The sequence below is a fragment of the Streptomyces sp. SAS_272 genome, from assembly GCF_052543235.1.
The window spans coordinates 219,186-236,653 of the sequence record NZ_JBMNDR010000004.1; the positions used below are offsets into that span (position 1 = coordinate 219,186).

The 17,468-nt window shown below is 73.4% G+C and carries 12 protein-coding genes; 4 read left to right on the forward strand and 8 right to left on the reverse strand.

Annotation, left to right across the window (positions count from 1 at the left end; all coding sequences use genetic code 11):
- Positions 1 to 40: 40 nt before the first annotated feature.
- Positions 41 to 1,120, reverse strand: a complete 1,080-nt coding sequence (locus tag ACN6LD_RS05370; RefSeq protein WP_319195132.1) for a C40 family peptidase — start codon at positions 1,118 to 1,120, stop codon at positions 41 to 43.
- Between the two features lie 686 nt (positions 1,121 to 1,806).
- Here ACN6LD_RS05370 and ACN6LD_RS05375 point away from each other — a divergent pair.
- The gene (locus tag ACN6LD_RS05375; protein WP_445042619.1) at positions 1,807 to 2,160 is read left to right on the forward strand and encodes a hypothetical protein; all 354 of its coding nucleotides are present in this window, start codon (positions 1,807 to 1,809) and stop codon (positions 2,158 to 2,160) included.
- Here the strand turns inward: ACN6LD_RS05375 and ACN6LD_RS05380 are convergent.
- The 3 genes from ACN6LD_RS05380 to ACN6LD_RS05390 all read right to left on the reverse strand — a co-directional run bounded on the left by ACN6LD_RS05380 (position 2,138) and on the right by ACN6LD_RS05390 (position 5,801).
- Positions 2,138 to 3,154, reverse strand: a complete 1,017-nt coding sequence (locus ACN6LD_RS05380; RefSeq protein WP_445042620.1) for an SLAC1 family transporter — start codon at positions 3,152 to 3,154, stop codon at positions 2,138 to 2,140. The genes ACN6LD_RS05375 and ACN6LD_RS05380 overlap by 23 nt on opposite strands.
- 215 nt (positions 3,155 to 3,369) lie before the next feature.
- Positions 3,370 to 4,095, reverse strand: a complete 726-nt coding sequence (locus ACN6LD_RS05385) for a dienelactone hydrolase family protein (RefSeq protein WP_319198245.1) — start codon at positions 4,093 to 4,095, stop codon at positions 3,370 to 3,372.
- A gap of 293 nt (positions 4,096 to 4,388) precedes the next feature.
- Positions 4,389 to 5,801 (reverse strand): C40 family peptidase, encoded by a 1,413-nt coding sequence (locus ACN6LD_RS05390; RefSeq protein WP_445042621.1) that lies wholly within the window; start codon positions 5,799 to 5,801, stop codon positions 4,389 to 4,391.
- Positions 5,802 to 6,249: 448 nt separating this feature from the next.
- On the opposite strand from ACN6LD_RS05390, the gene pcrA reads away from it, so the two are divergent.
- Positions 6,250 to 8,754, forward strand: coding sequence for a DNA helicase PcrA (pcrA, locus tag ACN6LD_RS05395; protein ID WP_319195957.1), 2,505 nt, complete (start codon positions 6,250 to 6,252; stop codon positions 8,752 to 8,754).
- A 157-nt stretch (positions 8,755 to 8,911) separates the two neighbouring features.
- Here pcrA and ACN6LD_RS05400 read toward each other — a convergent pair whose 3' ends face one another.
- A complete protein-coding gene (locus ACN6LD_RS05400; protein ID WP_445042622.1) occupies positions 8,912 to 10,414 on the reverse strand; it encodes a M23 family metallopeptidase in 1,503 nt (500 codons plus the stop codon).
- 405 nt (positions 10,415 to 10,819) lie between these two features.
- Entirely contained in the window at positions 10,820 to 11,761 is a 942-nt protein-coding gene (locus tag ACN6LD_RS05405) for an esterase/lipase family protein (protein WP_445042623.1), read from the reverse strand.
- Between the two features lie 524 nt (positions 11,762 to 12,285).
- Here ACN6LD_RS05405 and ACN6LD_RS05410 point away from each other — a divergent pair.
- Complete coding sequence (locus tag ACN6LD_RS05410) at positions 12,286 to 12,702, forward strand: cobalamin B12-binding domain-containing protein (protein ID WP_319195969.1); 417 nt, start codon at positions 12,286 to 12,288, stop codon at positions 12,700 to 12,702.
- Positions 12,703 to 12,868: 166 nt separating this feature from the next.
- Here the strand turns inward: ACN6LD_RS05410 and ACN6LD_RS05415 are convergent, their stop codons facing one another.
- Together ACN6LD_RS05415 and ACN6LD_RS05420 are read right to left on the reverse strand one after the other, a co-directional pair.
- Positions 12,869 to 14,548, reverse strand: a complete 1,680-nt coding sequence (locus ACN6LD_RS05415) for a DUF5691 domain-containing protein (protein WP_445042624.1) — start codon at positions 14,546 to 14,548, stop codon at positions 12,869 to 12,871.
- 89 nt (positions 14,549 to 14,637) lie between these two features.
- Complete coding sequence (locus tag ACN6LD_RS05420) at positions 14,638 to 15,999, reverse strand: SWIM zinc finger family protein (protein WP_445042625.1); 1,362 nt, start codon at positions 15,997 to 15,999, stop codon at positions 14,638 to 14,640.
- 156 nt (positions 16,000 to 16,155) lie between these two features.
- Here ACN6LD_RS05420 and ACN6LD_RS05425 point away from each other — a divergent pair, with 156 nt between their 5' ends.
- Entirely contained in the window at positions 16,156 to 17,286 is a 1,131-nt protein-coding gene (locus ACN6LD_RS05425) for an ATP-binding protein (protein WP_445042626.1), read from the forward strand.
- Positions 17,287 to 17,468: the final 182 nt, after the last annotated feature.

A 17,468-nucleotide genomic window follows, 5' to 3' on the forward strand; every position in this document is an offset into this window, starting at 1 on the left:
GGCGGGGCGTCGGCGCACGGCCCTGGGCCTCGTCTCCCGCCTAGACCACCCGCGCGGCGCCCGCGAACGGCATCTGGTCGATCGGAGCAACGCGCACCGGGGCCGACGGGTTCGGGGCGTGGATCATCTGGCCGTCGCCGATGTAGAGGCCGACGTGGGAGATGCCGGAGTAGAAGAACACCAGGTCGCCCGGGAGGAGTTCGGAACGCGACACCCGCTGCCCGACGCCGATCTGGGCATAGGTGGTGCGGGGCAGGGAGACCCCCGCGGAGCGGTAGGCGGCCAGCACGAGCCCCGAGCAGTCGAAGGCGTTCGGCCCGGTGGCCCCCCACACATAGGGGCTGCCGAGCTTGGAGTAGGCGTAGGAGACGGCCGCCGCCGCACGGGAGTTGGGGGCATCGGCGGAGCCGGAAACCGGCGCCTGGAGGTCCGTGCGCGCGCCGGACGCACCGCGTGAGGCGCGGGCGCCCGTGGCACCGCCGCCCGCCCCCTCGCCGATCCGGGACCGCTCCGCCGCCGTCAGCCGTGCCAGCAGGCCGCGTGCCGCTTCCAGCTTGCCGGTGATCGTCTCCTTCTGCTTCTGCAGCTCGGCCCGACGCGTCCGGAGGCCGGTGAGTTCGACACGCGCCGCGCCGCGCAGCTGCTCGATCTCGCGCAGCTGTCCGCGCACCCGGGCGACGGCGGCGGACTGGCGGTCGCCGGCCCGTTCGGCGAAGGCGGCGCCGTCGAGATAGCGGTCCGGGTCGTCGGAGAGCGCCAACTGCACGGCGGGGTCGAGGCCGCCGTCGCGGTACTGCGCTGCGGCCATCGAACCCAGCGCGTCCCGCGTTGAGTTGAGCTTCTCCTCCTTGCGCGCAGCCTCGTCCCGCAGGTCCTTCAGGCGCTGCTCGGCGGCTGTCGCCCGCTCCTTCACGCCGTTGTACTTCTCGGTGGCCTCCTCCGCCTCCTGGTACAGCTTGGCCACCTTCGCCTTGACCTCGGCCGGAGTCAGCTCCGGCTCGGCCTGCCCGGTCCCGTCGAAGGCGGTCGCCGTCGCCACGCCCGCGAGGGCGAGCGTGAAGGCCGTACGGGCCGTCCGGCCGCCGAGCGAGCGCTGTCGGGGCTTGCGGTGCGCTGCCACGTGGGACTGCACGTCCTTTCGTCGACCGCCCGGCCGGCCGGGCCGCCGCCGGGGGACCCGTGGCTGCCGGCCGACCCGTGTCAGGCGGTCCCCGGGCCGTCGGGGGAGCGGACGGACGGCCCGGGCCGCGGCTGACGCGTCCGGCGACGTTCCGCACGGGGAGCGGGCACGCCGCCGGACTTCCTCGGCGGTGGTGGCCGACTGCCGCCCCTGGCCCGGGCGGCGGTGGGGAGCCGGTCACCTGGGGAAGGACGCTAGGCCGGGGATGACGTTTGGGTAACGCGATGTGCGGAAGTGACACGAGCGGACAGCCGGGTGACCGTATGTGTCCCGCTGCCCCGGCCGGATACGGCGGGTTCGCGCGGCGCGCTGACCGAAGGCGGGATTCCGGGACCGGAGGGGGCGGCGGGGTGCTATGGCGCATATATGCAAGATCGAGTGGGCGCGCGAGAGGGGGAGAGTGAGGCCTGCGGATGACTGGCGAGGGACGTGTGCCGCGGGTTGCGGGTTGCGGGTTGCGGGCTGCGGGCCGTGAGCCCTGAGCCCTGAGCGGGGAGCGGTGAGCGGTGAGCCGTGAGCCGTGAGCCCTGAACGGGGAGCGGTGAGGCGTGCATCGCGAGTCGAGAGGGGGGAGACCCGGGGGCGGTGTCGGCCGGTCTGGGCGTGGCTCACTAGCATCCGGCCTCATGGACGTACTCATCCACCTCTTCGTCGGCCTGCACATCATCGGCATCGCCGCGCTTCTCGGCGGCTTCCTCACGCAGATGAAGGCGATGGGCCGGAGCACGGCCCGCTTCGTCCCCGCCATGCTCCACGGCGCGGCGACGATGCTGGTCACGGGCGTGATCCTGGTCGGCCTCAACCAGGCGGACGATCAGAGCGTCAACAACGTCAAGATCGGTGTGAAGCTGGCCCTGCTGATCGTGATCCTCGGCCTCGTCTATGTGAAGCGCGACGACGAGAAGGTGGAGAAGCCCCTGTTCGCCCTGGTGGGCCTGCTCACCGTGGCGAACGTCTTCATCGCGGTGCTCTGGACCTGACGCCGGCCCGCGCCGAGCCCACCGCTGCCGCGGCGACGACCAGCCACGCCGCCACGGCGACCCACAGCAGCACCTCACCCGGCCCGTCCAGCGCCGGGAGGCCGACGGCGGCGGCGACGGACAGGGTCGCCGCCGCCGTCATGCCCATGGGGAACACGGTCGCCCACCGGCGTTCGTCGTAGCGCGGCCGAGGCCACCGCACCTCGGTGACCAGCAGGACGGCGTACCAGGCGTAGTCGAGCATCAGCAGCGCGACGGCCAGCCCGCGCAGGACGCCGGTGTCGTCGGCGTTCCACAGGTACAGGGCGCCGTCGTCGGCCATGAGGAGTTTCGAGCCCGCGAGCGCGGAGACGGCGAGCGCCCCGCCCGCCACCCACTGGTCTCCCGCACCCTCGGCCAACTGCCGGAAGTCGAAGAGGGCCAGGGCGACGCCGTACAGCAGGAGGCCGAGCCAGAACAGCACGAGCGCGGTGTGCGCGAGCCAGGCCGCCGCCTCGGCCTTCGCCAGCACCGCGCCGAGCACGGCGAGGCTCTGGGTCGCCACGCAGCCCAGGAACACCCCACCGGGCATGCGCCGACTCCACCGCCGTCCGACCGTCACGAACAGCACCGGCCACAGGGCCGCGGCCAGCGCCAGCAGCCCCTCGGCGAGGGTCTGCCGGCCGCGCGCGGAGATCTGCGTGCCGAGCACGGCCGTCGCCGCGACGGCGGTCAGCGCCCCGGGCGTGCCCGCCTCGGCCAGCCACCGCTCGCGCTCCCGCACCAGCCGGACGGCGAAGTCCGCGGCGAGCGCGACCCAGGCGGCGCCCGCCATCGCCAGCCAGACGCGGGACAGCGCCTCGTGCCCGGCCAGATGCAGACCGACCGACACGATGCCGGTCGCCATGACGGCGGTCCCTGACGCCGGCCGGCGGCGCGACCACCAGTCGCGGAGCCGGGAGCGCGGGGAGGGCGAGGCGGGCGGGGGCGTGGCGGGCGGGGAGAGGCCGGGCATGCGGCCGATGCTAGAGAGCACGGCACGCGGAGTGAGCGGGCCACGCGCGTACCTGCAAAAACGCGCAGGTGCGTGGTGCCGGGGGCCGCGAGTGCGGACGGGGGCATGTGCCGAGGCGGCGTCGGGCGGCCACAACACATGCCCCGCCCGTGCGGGGACTCCGGGCTTGACGGCCCGGGGCCCCGTGCGGCGACTCCGGGCCTGAAGGCCAGGCGTCACTTCAGATGTCGGTCCAGGAACCGGCATCCGTCCTCCAGCTCGAAGGACGGGGTGCCGGTGTGCCCGCCCAGATTGGCGTGCAGCGTCTTCTCCTTGCTGCCGAAGGCGTCGAACAGGTCCAGGGCCCGTTGCCGGGGGTTCCCCTCGTCGTCCCACTGCAGCAGGAACAGCAGCGGAACGGTGACCCGCCGGGCCTCCTCACGCTGGGCGCGGGGCACGTATCCCCCGGCGAAGAAGCCGGCGGCCGCGATGCGCGGCTCCACCACCGCCAGCCGGATGCCGAGGGCGGTCCACCCTCCCGAGTAGCCGACCGGGCCGCCGATCCCGGGCAGTTCGAGGAGGGCGTCCAGAGTGGTCTGCCATTCGGGGACCGCCCGTTCGACCAGTGGGCCGATGAGGGACTCGAAGATCTCGTCGACCGGCTCACCCGCCTGCATCGCCCGCCGGAGGTCGGCACGGGCCTGCTCGTCGGCGGCGGAACGGGGCCGTTCGCCGCACCCGGCGGCGTCGATGGTGGCCACCGCGTAGCCGCGCGCCGCGGTGTACCGGGCCCGGGCCACCAGCCGGGGGTCCGCCTTGGGCAGGCCGTTGTTGTGGGCCATGAGGATCAGCGGGGCCGGTGCGGCGGACTCGGGCGTCCATAGGGTGCCGGGGATCTCGCCGAGGGTGAATTCGCGTTCGAGGACGCCGTCGTCGAGGCGCTGCTCGGAAGTGAGTCGCATGGTCGTGCCTTTCGGGAATGCGCGTGAACGGCGCTCCCGGACGACCTATCGCCCGACCGTGACCCCGGAGGGGAGCACCCATGTCGATACAGCGTTCACGGGTACCACCTCCTCGTTTTCTCGCACGGCCTCCGGGAAGGTAGCAGGGGCGGCCGGGGTCCGCCAACGGGATTTCCACGCGGGCTCATGGCCGGCTTCGGGCGGTGCCGCCGCGCTTCCCGGTCCGGCCGGTCGGTGGCCCTCAGACCGGGCGCACCACGCCCGCCCTCACGCCGGGCGCACCATGCCCGCCCTCACGCCGGGCGCACCACGCCGTGGATGCCGGACTCGCCGTCGCAGTAGACCGACTCCTCGCGCACGTACGCGCCGGGCTTCGGAGAGTGGATCATCATGCCGTTGCCGATGTAGACGCCGACGTGGCTGACGTCGTCGTAGAAGAAGACCAGGTCGCCGGGTCGGGCGTCGGCGAGGGGGACCGTGACGCCGGCGTCCGCCTGGTCGCGGGTGCTGCGGGGAAGGGTGACCCCGGCGGCCTTCCAGGCGGCCTGGGCGAGTCCGGAGCAGTCGTAGGACCCGGGTCCGGTCGCGCCCCACACGTACGGCTTCCCGATCTGCGCGCGGGCGAAGGCGAGGGCCTTTTCGGCCTTGATGGCGTACGACGCGTCCGCGACGGAACCGGACGAGGACGCCGTACCCGGCGACGACGCGGCAGTCGGGGACGCGGCAGCCGACGTCGCGGCAGCCGGGGACGCGGCAGCCGGGGACGCGGCGGTCGGGGACGGGGCAGCCAGGGACGCCGCGCCCACCGGCGCCATGCCCACCGGCCCCGTGCCCGACGGTCCCGCGCCCGACGGTCCCGCGCCCACCTGCCCCGTGCCTGACGTTCCCGTGTCCACCGGCCCCGTGCCCGACGGTCCCACGCGCGACGACTCGCCGCCGCTCTGCTGCCGGGCCGTGGCCTGCTCTGCGGCCTGCTCCGCTGCCTGCCGGGCCGCAGCCTGCTGCAGGGCGAACTCCGCCGCCGCGCGCGCGGTCTCCTCGTGCTTCCGCTGCTCGACCGCCGCGAGGCGCGCCTGCTCCTGGGCCGTGAGCCGGGACAGCAGCTCGCGCGCGTCGCCGAGCTTCTTCTGGACGGCGGCCTTGGCGATCCGCAGGCCGTGCTGGGGGTCGACGCGCGTCACGTGGCTCCCGGCGGCCTCCTGGCGCGTCTTCGGCGCGGCCGACTGCGCGGCGGCGTAGTCGTCTACCCCGCTCTGCCGGCCGTCGGTCGGCAGGTCTGTCAGCCGGTTCCGGCCGACGTGGTCCTGCGGGGCGTCCGGGAGGGGGAAGGCCGCGGTGTCGGGCGCGGAGACGCCGGTGCGGTACTGCGCCCCGGCCTGTGAACCAGGTTCCTCACGCGCTTCGTCGGGCTTCCGCGTGCGCTGGGGGGCGACGACGCCGAGGAAGCCGTCCCCGCGCGTGCGCTGCTTGGTCGTCTTCTCCTTGGCGGAGTTGTTCTGCTCGGTGGCCGACTCCGCCTGGCGGTAGAGGTCGCCGACCTTCTTCTCGACCTCCTCCAGGCTCGGCCTGCCGTCGGCCGACGGAGCGGCGTTCGCCGACTGGGAGAGCAGGGCCACGGATGTCAGGGCCGCGGTGGCGAGGACGGGGGGACGTATGCCCGCCACACGCGAACCCGCGGAGCGTGGCCTGCCGTGCTGCGACGCCAAGGGAGGCGACTCCTTCCAAAATCCGCCTGCCGTCGGCGGTGGGGTCCCGAGGGCCGTCCGGGCACTGGGGGAGGGATGGGGCGGGCGAGCGGAGGCCGCCCCTGCGGCCCTTCTCCCCGACGGAGTCGGGCCGCTCTTCACCCAGGTCTCGGTGGGTCCCCGGATCCACGCGGCGCGAGCGGGCGCCTCGGACTCGGGGGAGGCCGCTCGGACCGGCGGGGGTCACCGGTGGTGTCGTACGGCCTGTCCGCACGGTAGCCAACGCGTGTGGCCCGTGTGAAGGTTGATGGGTGATATGCCCGATACATTTTCGTGACCTGAGGGCGTGATCCCGCGCTCCGGCCGGATCGGTCGCGGTTCGTGACCGCGGGGGGCCGGAGGGTGAGTGCGGGACGAGTTTCCGGGACGGCGGCCGGTTGTCGGTGCCGCCCCCTAAACTCGGAGAGCGATGAGCAGCCTCTTTGACGACAGCTTCCTGGCGGACCTCAAGGGCCCTCGTGCCCACGAGGAGGAGCCCCCGCCGCCCGAGGACGACCACGGACCGGAGCCGGTCCCGGACGATCTGTTCGGCGGGAAGTTCGACGCGCCCCCGGACCGGGACGCGTACTACCGCGACGGCGCCCCCCGCCCGGCTCTCGACGGGGCGGCGCTCCTGGAAGGGCTGAACGACAACCAGCGGGCGGCCGTCGTGCATGCCGGCGCCCCTCTGCTCATCGTGGCCGGCGCCGGCTCGGGGAAGACGCGCGTGCTCACCCACCGCATCGCCCACCTCCTCGCCGAGCGCCATGTGCACCCCGGGCAGATCCTCGCGATCACCTTCACCAACAAGGCCGCGGGCGAGATGAAGGAGCGCGTCGAGCAGCTCGTCGGCCCGCGCGCGAACGCGATGTGGGTCATGACGTTCCACAGCGCGTGCGTGCGCATCCTGCGCCGGGAGAGCAAGAAGCTCGGCTTCACGTCGTCGTTCTCGATCTACGACGCCGCAGACTCCAAGCGCCTCATGGCCCTCGTCTGCAGGGACCTGGACCTCGACCCCAAGCGCTACCCGCCCAAGTCCTTCAGCGCCAAGATCAGCAATCTGAAGAACGAGCTGATCGACGAGGAGGACTTCGCGGCGCAGGCCGCCGACGGATTCGAGAAGACCCTCGCGCAGGCCTATGCGATGTACCAGTCGCGGCTGCGCGAGGCGAACGCCCTCGACTTCGACGACCTGATCATGACGACGGTCAACCTGCTGCGCGCCTTCCCCGACGTCGCCGAGCACTACCGCCGCCGGTTCCGGCACGTCATGGTCGACGAGTACCAGGACACCAACCACGCGCAGTACGCCCTGGTCAGGGAGCTGGTCGGCACCTCGGAACACCCGGTCGACGTCCCGCCGGGCGACTACGACGTGCCGCCGGCCGAGCTCTGCGTCGTCGGTGACGCCGACCAGTCGATCTACGCCTTCCGGGGCGCGACGATCCGCAACATCCTCCAGTTCGAGGAGGACTACCCGAGCGCGACGACGATCCTGCTCGAGCAGAACTACCGCTCGACGCAGACGATCCTGTCCGCCGCCAACGCGGTCATCGAGCGCAACGAGTCGCGCCGCCCCAAGAACCTGTGGACCAACGCGGGCGCGGGCGCGCGCATCACCGGCTACGTCGCCGACACCGAGCACGACGAGGCGCAGTTCGTCGCCGACGAGATAGACCGTCTGACGGACGCGGGCGACGCGAAGGCGGGCGATGTCGCGGTCTTCTACCGCACCAACGCCCAGTCCCGTGTCTTCGAAGAGATCTTCATCCGGGTCGGTCTGCCCTACAAGGTCGTCGGCGGAGTCCGCTTCTACGAGCGCAAGGAGGTCAGGGACGTCCTGGCCTACCTGCGCGTGCTGGCCAACCCGGAGGACTCGGTGCCGCTGCGCCGGATCCTCAACGTGCCCAAGCGCGGCATCGGCGACCGCGCCGAGGCGATGATCGACGCCCTCTCCCAGCGGGAGAAGATCAGCTTCCCGCAGGCCCTGAAGCGCGTCGACGAGGCCTACGGCATGGCCTCGCGGTCGACGAACGCCGTGAAGCGGTTCAACGTGCTCATGGAGGAGCTGCGCACGATCGTCGAGTCGGGCGCCGGTCCGGCGACCGTCCTGGAGGCGGTGCTGGAACGCACCGGTTACCTCGCCGAGTTGCAGGCGTCCACCGACCCGCAGGACGAGACCCGGATCGAGAACCTCCAGGAGCTCGCCGCCGTGGCCCTGGAGTTCGAGCAGGAGGCCGGTGAGGAGGAGGGCGAGGGCGAGGGCGCCGCACCGGCCGGCCTCTCCGACTTCCTGGAGCGGGTCGCGCTGGTCGCCGACTCCGACCAGATTCCCGACGAGGAGGAGGACGGCTCGGGAGTCATCACCCTGATGACCCTGCACACCGCCAAGGGCCTCGAGTTCCCGGTCGTCTTCCTGACGGGCATGGAGGACGGCGTCTTCCCGCACATGCGCGCCCTCGGCCAGACCAAGGAGCTGGAGGAGGAGCGCCGCCTCGCATACGTGGGCATCACCCGCGCGCGCGAGCGGCTGTACCTCACCCGGTCGTCGCTGCGCAGCGCCTGGGGGCAGCCGTCGTACAACCCGCCCTCCCGGTTCCTGGAGGAGATCCCGCCGACGCATGTGGACTGGAAGCGGACGGGGGCGACCTCACCGGTGTCGTCCGGCCCGGTGTCCGGGGTGGCGGCGTCGCTGTCCTCGTCCCGCTCGCGTTCCTCGGCGGCGGGCGCGTCCGGTTTCGCGACGCGCCGCACGGCGGGGGACAAGCCCGTGGTCGCGCTGGCCGTCGGCGACCGGGTCACGCACGACCAGTTCGGGCTCGGCACGGTCGTCGGAGTGAAGGGCACCGGCTCCAACGCGGAGGCCACCGTCGACTTCGGCGACACCAAGCCGAAGCGGCTGCTGCTGCGGTACGCGCCGGTGGAGAAGCTCTAGGAGTCGTGCGTCGTGCGTCGTGCGGCCACCGCCGCCCGGCGCACGAGTGAGCCCCCGCTTCGGCGGCGGGGGCTCAGACGTTCGTCGGAGTGGACGCGGTCAAGCTCGGGCAGGCCTTCGCCCTGAGGGAACGCGGCGCGCGGCGTGAGGAGCGCGCTTACGTCGGGTTGAGTCCGTGGCTGCGCAGCCAGGGCAGCGGGTCGATCGCCGAACCGCCGGCCGGCCGGACCTCGAAGTGCAGATGCGGGCCGGTCGAGTTGCCGGAGTTGCCGGAGTAGGCGATCGGGTCGCCGGCCTTCACCGTCGTGCCGGAGGGGACACGGTAGGTGGAGAGATGGCAGTACCAGGTCTCCGTGCCGTCCTTCGCCGTCAGGATCAGCATGTTGCCGTAGGCGCTGTTCCACTGGGTGCGCACGGTGCCGTCGGTCGCGGCCATCACCGTCGTGCCGTACGAGACCGGGAAGTCGATGCCGGTGTGCTGGGACATCCAGTTGATGCCGGCCTGGCCGAAGTAGGCGCTGAGGCCACGCTGCGCGACCGGGAGGGCGTACTTGGGGCGCAGCCGCTCCTTGCGGGCAGCCTCCGCCGCCGCCTTCTTCTTCTCGGCCTCCTGCTGCGCCTTGAGGTCGATGCGTTCCTGCGTGCGGCTGACGCGGTCGCCGAAGTCGTCGGCCCCCGCGCTGAGCGTCGCGAGCTGGCTGTCCAGCTTGGTGTTGGCGGCGGACGGCTTCACCGGCTGGGCGTCCGGGGCGGAGGCCGTGGTCTCCTTGCCCTCGCCGCCGGTCAGCGTGCCGACCGAGGCCGCGGCGATTCCGGCGACCCCCATCACGCAGACCGAGGGCACGGCCACCGTCAGCAGCGCGGAGCGCTTGGCGGGCATCCGGCGCCGGGAACGGTTCGCGTTGCGGGTGGCCGCCCGGCCGAGCGGCGCGGGGCCGGGCTCCTCCTGGTCGTCGAGGAGCGCCGGCGGGGCGTCGTCCCCCGACTCTCCTTCGAGGCCGCTCGTTCCGTGGCCGGTCCCGTCGTACGCGACCTGCTCGAAAGTGGCGGTGGCCTGCTGGTCGAACGGGACCTCGGCCTGCTGCTCGAACTCGTCCGCGCTCTGCGCGCAGACGCCGGACGGGTCGCCGTCGGAGTTCCACTGCGTGGCGTCGTACGCGCCGGTGTCGAAGGTCTGCGTGCCCCATTCCCACTGCTGGGTCGCGTCGGCGGGGCAGCCGGGCTGGTCGGGCTGGAGCCAGGCGCTCGCGTCCCAGTGGCCGCTGGGGTCGTGCGCCGTCGCCTGTTGCGGGACCGCGGACAGGTGCTGGTGCTGTCCCGTCTGCCAGGCGGTCGCGTCATACGCGCCGGAGTCGTGGACGGCGTGGTGCTGGGCCGCGTACGCGTCGTAGTTCAGCGTCTGGTGACTGCCCGTGTCCATGGCCTGGTGGCTGCCGCTGTGCCACTGCGCGCCGTCGTACGTGCCGGTCGCGGGGCCGTCGCCGTCGCCCGGAAGCCGGCCGAACAGGGGGTCGGCGGTCGTGAAGTGCCCGGTGGCGTGCGCGCCGGCGTCGTAGCCGCCGGTCTCGTAGCCGGTGAAGCCGTCGTACGAGGCGTCCTGGGTGCCGTACGACGCGTGGTGCGCCGAAGCGGCGTCGGAAGCCGGGGCCGGGGAGGTCATGATTCCCGACGGGTGACGGTCATTCACCAACTTCTCTATTCGCCGACGACAGGGGCTGCCAGAGCAGTGCGGCGACTGTACCCGGCAGTACGCGGGCACGACAATGTTCTGCAGGTTTCGTGCCCGAAGGAAAGGGGCATTCGGCTCTGTTTCGGGGGACGACGGGCGCGGCCTTGGCCTTACGTTCGAATGGCGTTCGATGGCGAACGGGTGGCTGCGGGGTGTCACGCGGCTGCGGGGCGGCAAAGTCACGGTCGCAGGACGGCAGCGCGCCGCAGGGCCGGCGTCGGGTCGCTGCCACGGCACCGCGGGGCCGGCCCGTCACATAGCTGTGGGGCCGGCCCGTCACGTCACCGTGGGGCCGGCCCGTCACGTCACCGTGGGGCCGGCCCGTCACGTCAGCTGTCAGGCCACCGTGAGGCCGCCTGTCCGCCGGGTGCCGGAGCGGGCGGCGGCGGGCTCCTGCGAGGGCGCGGTGTCGAGGGCCTGCCGTATGCCGGTCGCGACGGCGGGGTGCACGGGCAGGGCGAGGTGACCGATCCCGGTCACCCGGACGTTCTGCGCCGACAGGTCGGGATGGTCCACGCAGGCGGACTCCAGTGGGTCCATGAGGTGGTCCAGGTCGCTCCAGAAGCTGACGAACCGGGTACGGCACCCGGGCGCCGGCCGGGAGAGCTCCTCGATCACGGCCGAGCCCGGGCGCATCTGGCGCACTATCGGGTGCGCGTTCGCCAGCGGCGCCACCCGGGTGCCCGAGTGTGGGGTGCCCAGCGTGACCAGCGTGCGGACGCGGACGTCGCCGCCCAGCCGTTGCACGTAGTAGCGCGCGATCAGGCCGCCCAGGCTGTGCCCGACGACGTCGACCTGCACGCTGCCCGTGCGCTCGCAGATCTCCTCTATGTGGCGGCCGAGCAGCTCGGCCGCCGTCCGTATGTCACAGGTCAGCGGCGAGTAGTTGAGCGACTCGACGCGATGCCTGCCGTGCTGCGCGAGGCTGCGGCGCAGCAGGACGAACACGGAGCGGTTGTCGATGAAACCGTGCAGCAGCACCACCGGCGGCTGCGCCTGGGTGGGCAGCCGGGCGGGATCCTCGGACCCCGCGGGCAGCGCGGGACGTACCGGGCCGCGGCGCTCCTGCGCGATCCCTGAGGGGTACAGGAGCAGATGCCCCGCGAGGATCGCGAGGTCGAGGGCGGTCGCCTTGAGCAGGGTCAAGGACAGGCCGGCCAGTCGGCCCGGCAGGCTCGTGAGGTCCGGCAGCCCGGGAATGCCCGGGAGAGGCGGCAGGTCCGGGAGCAGACGCTGGCACAACGGTAGAAAGGGCTGCAGTGCCCGGGTGACCTTCATGGCCGACCTCCTGTCGGCACGCTGAGGACTTCTCTGTCCCCCGTGTGCCCTCGTGGAAGTCGCTGTCGAGGAGGTCGATCGGGCACGGCGGGGTGCGGAGCGGATGCGGCCCGTGGCTCGGAGTGCGTACGCCCTGTGCGACGTTGCACCGTCGACGTGAGGAGGATCCCTGCCCGGTGTGGCGACCGGCTCCCCGCTGTCGTGCCTTACCTGCTCTACATGACCATCGTGCCTGTCGATGCGCCGTACCGCCACGCAGCGCGGGCTGCGACGCGACGAACGGCGACCTCTCAGCGGCTCCCTCTGCGCCTCGAACCCCCCTGGGACAGGGTGCGAACGGTGCGCGGTGAACGTGTCCCTCCGTGTGATTTCCCCCTCGGTCAGCACCGCGAAACTGCCGGTTGCGGGATGCTGGCGATAACGTTCGTTCACTTTCCCCCGGGCGGTGTGGCACGGGGTGTCCGTGGCCTCGAGGATGGACACAGTCGCTCGAGGACGGACGGAGTCGCTTCATGGAGGCAGTGATGGGTGTGGCAGCCGGTCCGATCCGCGTGGTGGTCGCCAAGCCGGGGCTCGACGGCCACGATCGCGGGGCCAAGGTGATCGCGCGGGCGCTGCGCGACGCCGGCATGGAGGTCATCTACACGGGGCTCCACCAGACGCCCGAGCAGATCGTCGACACCGCGATCCAGGAGGACGCCGACGCGATCGGCCTGTCCATCCTCTCCGGGGCCCACAACACGCTCTTCGCTGCGGTGATCGAGCTGCTGAAGGAGCGGGACGCGGCGGACATCCTGGTGTTCGGCGGCGGGATCATTCCCGAGGCGGACATCGCGCCGCTGAAGGAGAAGGGCGTCGCCGGGATCTTCACCCCCGGGGCGACCACCGCGTCCATCGTGGAGTGGGTACGGACCAACGTCCGACAGTCCGCGCAGGCGTGAGCCCCTCGGGGGTCAGCAGCCCTCGCAGGCACGATCTCCGGCAGGGGCGAGCCCGCGTGGGCGTGAGCCCGGGCAGGCGTCAGCCCGGCTGGGCGTGAGCCCCGGTCTGCGCCGGCCGTGCAGGACGCGCCTGCGGCGTTCGGGTCGGCGGTCGCTCCGGAACCGGTCAGGCGCCCCGGCCCCCGGGCGTCGGCGGTCGCTCCGGGACCGGTCGGGCGCTTCGTCCCCCGGGCGTCGGCGGTCCGAGTTCCTCCGCCATCAGCGCCCGCAGCCGCAGTGTCCTGCCCAGCCGCTGGAACGCCTCCGCCCAGTAGCCGCCCGCACCCGGCGACGCGTCCTCCGGTTCGTCCGGCACCGCGAGGAGGGCATCGAGCCGGGATGCCTCCGCGGGGTCGAGGCAACGCTCGGCGAGACCCATGACGCCGCTGAAACTCCACGGGTAACTGCCCGCGTCCCGCGCGATGTTGAGCGCGTCGACCACGGCTGTGCCGAGCGGCGCCGCCCACGGCACGGAGCAGACGCCGAGCAGCTGGAACGCCTCCGACAGACCGTGCGCCGCGATGAACCCGGCCACCCAGGCGGCCCGTTCGGACGACGGCAGCGTGCCCAGCAGCTTCGCCCGCTCGGCGAGGGACACCGCCCCCGGCCCGCCCGCGCCGGGCGAGGACGGCGCGCCGAGCAGCGCCCGCGACCAGTCGGAGTCCCGCTGGCGGACGGCGGCCCGGCACCAAGCCGCGTGCAGTTCGCTCAGCCAGTCGTCGGCCACCGGAAGCGCCACGATCTGCTGCGGTGTGCGGCCGCCCAACCGGGCCGGCCAGGTGGCGAGCGGGGCCGCCTCCAGCAACTGGCCGAACCACCAGGACCGTTCCCCGCGGCCGGGCGGGGCGTGCGGCGACACGCCGTCGCGTTCCATGGCCGCGTCGCACTCGTGGGGCGCCTCCACCAGAAGGGTCGGCGTGTCCTGGGTGTGGTCGACGGCCACGCACGCGCCGGCCCGGACCGCCATCCGCCCCGCGAGCGCCGAGCCCGGCAGCGCCGACAGCAGTTCCGCGGCCGTGGCCCGCACGTTGCGGCTTCGGTCCGCCAGCGCCTGTTCCAGGAACGGCTCGTCGCGCGGGGCGAGGCCGGTGCGAAGCGAGTCGAGGAACATCAGCCGGTCCTCGGCGCGCTCCGTCGACCAGGTGGCCGCGAGCAGTTCCCGGGCCGCGTCGGGGTCACGGGAGCGGATGGACGCGAGCAGGGCGACCCGCTCGGCGAACAGGCCCTCCTGCCAGAGGCGCCCGGTGCGTTCGGCCTCCGCCGGGCCCGGCAGCGCCGGGCCGCCGCCCGGCGTCGCACGCAGGGCGAACCGCCAGTCCGGGTTCAGCCGGGCCAGCCACAGGGCGCGCGGACCCGCGAACTCCAGTGCCACGGGCCGCAGGTCGGTACGCGCGCGTGCCGCGTCGAGCAGCGCGGGGAGGGATTCGGCGGGTGCCGCGAACCCGCGCGCGTTCACCGCCGTCAGCCACTGGGGCAGCAGCTCCATGAGGTCCGGTGAGGCGCCTCTGCGGCCTCCCGCGCCCGCGCCGGGGCGGTCGGCCAGGAGCAGGGCGAGTCTGCGGGCCGCCGCCCCGGGCAGCGGCGGACGGGGGTCCTCGGCGGCCGGTTCCGGGCGGGGAGCAGCGCGGCCGGGGCGCAGGCCGGCGCGCCGGCGTACGGTCTCCGCTGCCGCCGCGTCCAGCAGGACCGTCGGCGCGCCCCGGCCCGGGGCCGCTCCCGGGGGTGTACGGCGGTCCGTGCCGAGGAGGGCCGCGGTGATCAGCTCGTCCCAGGCGGAGGCCGTGGGCAGAGGCGAGGAGGTATTCATGAGACTCCTTTCTGCGGACCCTGCGGACCCTGCGGACCCTGCGGACCCTGCGGACCCTGCCGGTCCTGACGGCTCTGTGGACGAGGCGTTCAGCACAGCCGCACCGCCTCTCCCGGGCCCTCCGGCCAGGCCGTCAGCGGGGTGAAGCCACGGTGGCCGCACTCGCCGAAGACCCGGACGGGCGCGCCGCCGGAGAGGGCCGCCAGACGCCACAGCCCGGGCCGGGCGAGCGCGGTGGAGGTGAGCGGCAGAGCCGTGCCGCCCTGTGCGTCCGCCAGTTGCCAGGAATCGCCGTCCGGGATGGGGACGACATCGGCCAGCGTCACCGGGACCGACTCCTGCCAGGGGTCGCGGCGCAGGGACTCGCCGTACCGGGCGGCCGCCTCGCGGGTCGACACGCCCGGGGGTCTGGCGCCGGTCGGGGCCGGCGGCGTGAACTGCTCGCCGAGAGCCGCCCGTTGCTGACCCCCGCCGGGATATGCGGACAGTTCGGCGTCCAGCGCGAGGCCCACGGGCAGGGTGAGCTCGGGGGCCCGGCCGGCGGCGCCGTAGGAGAGAAGGAGCGCGGTGCGGCCCGTGGTGGCCCCGTACAGCCAGATGCGGCGGGTCGTCAGTTTCGGGTCGGGCGTGTCGTACTGGGCGAGCACCAGCCACTGGTCGCGGACCGGTGGGCCGTCCGCGGACGAGGGCAGGCCCACGCGGGTGCGGACCGTCGCCGCGAGGTCCGGCGGCAGCCGCTCACGGTGCAGCCAGCCCTGGTCGAGGAGGTGCAGCAGCGCGCACTCCTCCAGCAGCCGCACCGGCCAGCCCGGTCCGGTCGCCGGAATGGCGCCCAACTCCCGCACCCGCGCGGCCAGTCCGGGCGCCTGAGCGTCGACCATGCGGGCCGCCGTCTCCTCCCACAGCCCGTAGCCGGCCTGTTCGGCGCCGGCGAGCCCCGAGCGCAGGAGGTCGGCGAGCCGCTCCTCCAACTCCGTGACCCCGCCGGTGATCCGCTCGGCGCGGCGCTCCGCCCGTCGCCGCGCCCCTTCCGGGTCGCCGGGGCCGGTCGCGGAACCCTCCGGCTCCGCCTCCCGTTTCTCCTGTGTGCGCCGGCGCCCCGCGACCCACTGCTCGGCCCACTCCGGCTCCCGCCCCGCCGGTACCGCTTCCTCTCCGCCCGACCAGAGGAGCAGCAGCCCGAGCGCGTGTTTGCACGGGAACTTACGGCTCGGGCAACTGCACGTGTACGCCGGACCGGAACCGCCTACCGCGTCCGCGACGTCGACGGCCGTCCGGTACGGCGTGCCGCCGCCGCCCCGGCACAGGCCCCACACCATTCCCTCCCGCGAGCTGCCCGTCCCCGACCACGGGCCGGGCGCGGCGAGTTTGCTTCCCGCTTTGCGTGACGCGGAGTCAGGCGCCAGTGCCAGCACCTGGTCCGTGGTCCAGCGCACCCCCTGCTCAGTCATGCCACCGACGGTAGGTCCCCCCACTGACAATCGGTCCGCCGAACCCCGGACGAACCCGCCCGTGGCGACGTTTTCGCAGGTCGGATCGCATTGTCAGTGGCGTGGTGCACGGTGGACACCAGATCCGAACCGGCCGAGATGGAGGGGGCCTCAGCCATGTCTGTGTCCGTAGATCCGACGTCCGTCGACCCGAGTGCGAACAGGCCGGCCGATGCATTGCGCCCGCACGCCGAGGAGGCCTTCGCGGCCGAACTCGCAGCGCTGGCCGCACAGGACGACCGGCCGCGTCCGGCCCGCTGGAAGCTGTCGCCGTGGGCGGTGGCCACCTATCTCCTCGGCGGCGTCCTGCCCGACGCCACGGTGATCTCGCCCAAGTACGTGGGGCCGCGCCGCCTCGTCGAGGTCGCCGTCACCACCCTCGCCACCGACCGCGCCCTGTTGCTGCTCGGCGTCCCGGGAACCGCGAAGACCTGGGTCTCCGAGCACCTCGCCGCCGCGGTCAGCGGCGACTCGACGCTGCTGGTGCAGGGCACCGCGGGCACCCCGGAGGAGGCGATGCGCTACGGCTGGAACTACGCGCAGCTGCTCGCGCACGGGCCGAGCCGTGACGCGCTGGTGCCCAGTCCCGTCATGCGGGCCATGGCGGAGGGGGCGACGGTACGGGTGGAGGAGCTGACCCGCATCCCGGCCGACGTGCAGGACACGCTGATCACCGTCCTCTCGGAGAAGACGCTGCCGATACCGGAGTTGGGACAGGAGGTGCAGGCCGTCCGGGGGTTCAACCTCATCGCCACGGCCAACGACCGCGACCGCGGGATCAACGAACTGTCCAGCGCGCTGCGCCGGCGCTTCAACACGGTGGTGCTGCCGCTGCCGGAGAGCGTCGAGGCCGAGGTGGACATCGTCGCGCGGCGCGTCGACCAGATCGGCCGGTCCCTGGAGCTGCCGGCGGCACCGGAGGGCATCGACGAGATCCGCCGGGTGGTGACGGTCTTCCGCGAACTGCGCGACGGCGTCACCTCCGACGGCCGGACGAAGGTGAAGTCGCCGAGCGGCACGCTGTCCACCGCGGAGGCCATCTCCGTCGTCACGAGCGGGCTGGCGCTGGCCGCGCACTTCGGCGACGGCGTGCTGCGGCCGGGGGACGTGGCCGCGGGCATCCTCGGCGCCGTCGTCCGCGATCCGGCGGCCGACCGGGTCGTCTGGCAGGAGTACCTGGAGGCGGTCGTGCGCGAACGCGTCGGCTGGACCGACTTCTACCGCGCCTGCCGGGAGGTGAGCGCGTGAACGGGAACCACGGGAAGGGGGTCGGCGCCGGAAGCGGGAGGAACGACGGGCGCGGCCGGGGCAACCGGAGCGGCCGGAACCACGTCAACGAAATGACCTGGTCGTTCGTGCACACAACGGGGAGGGTGACGGTGAACGACGACACGAAGTGGCCCTGCGGGTGAAGAGTGACCGCGTGCCAG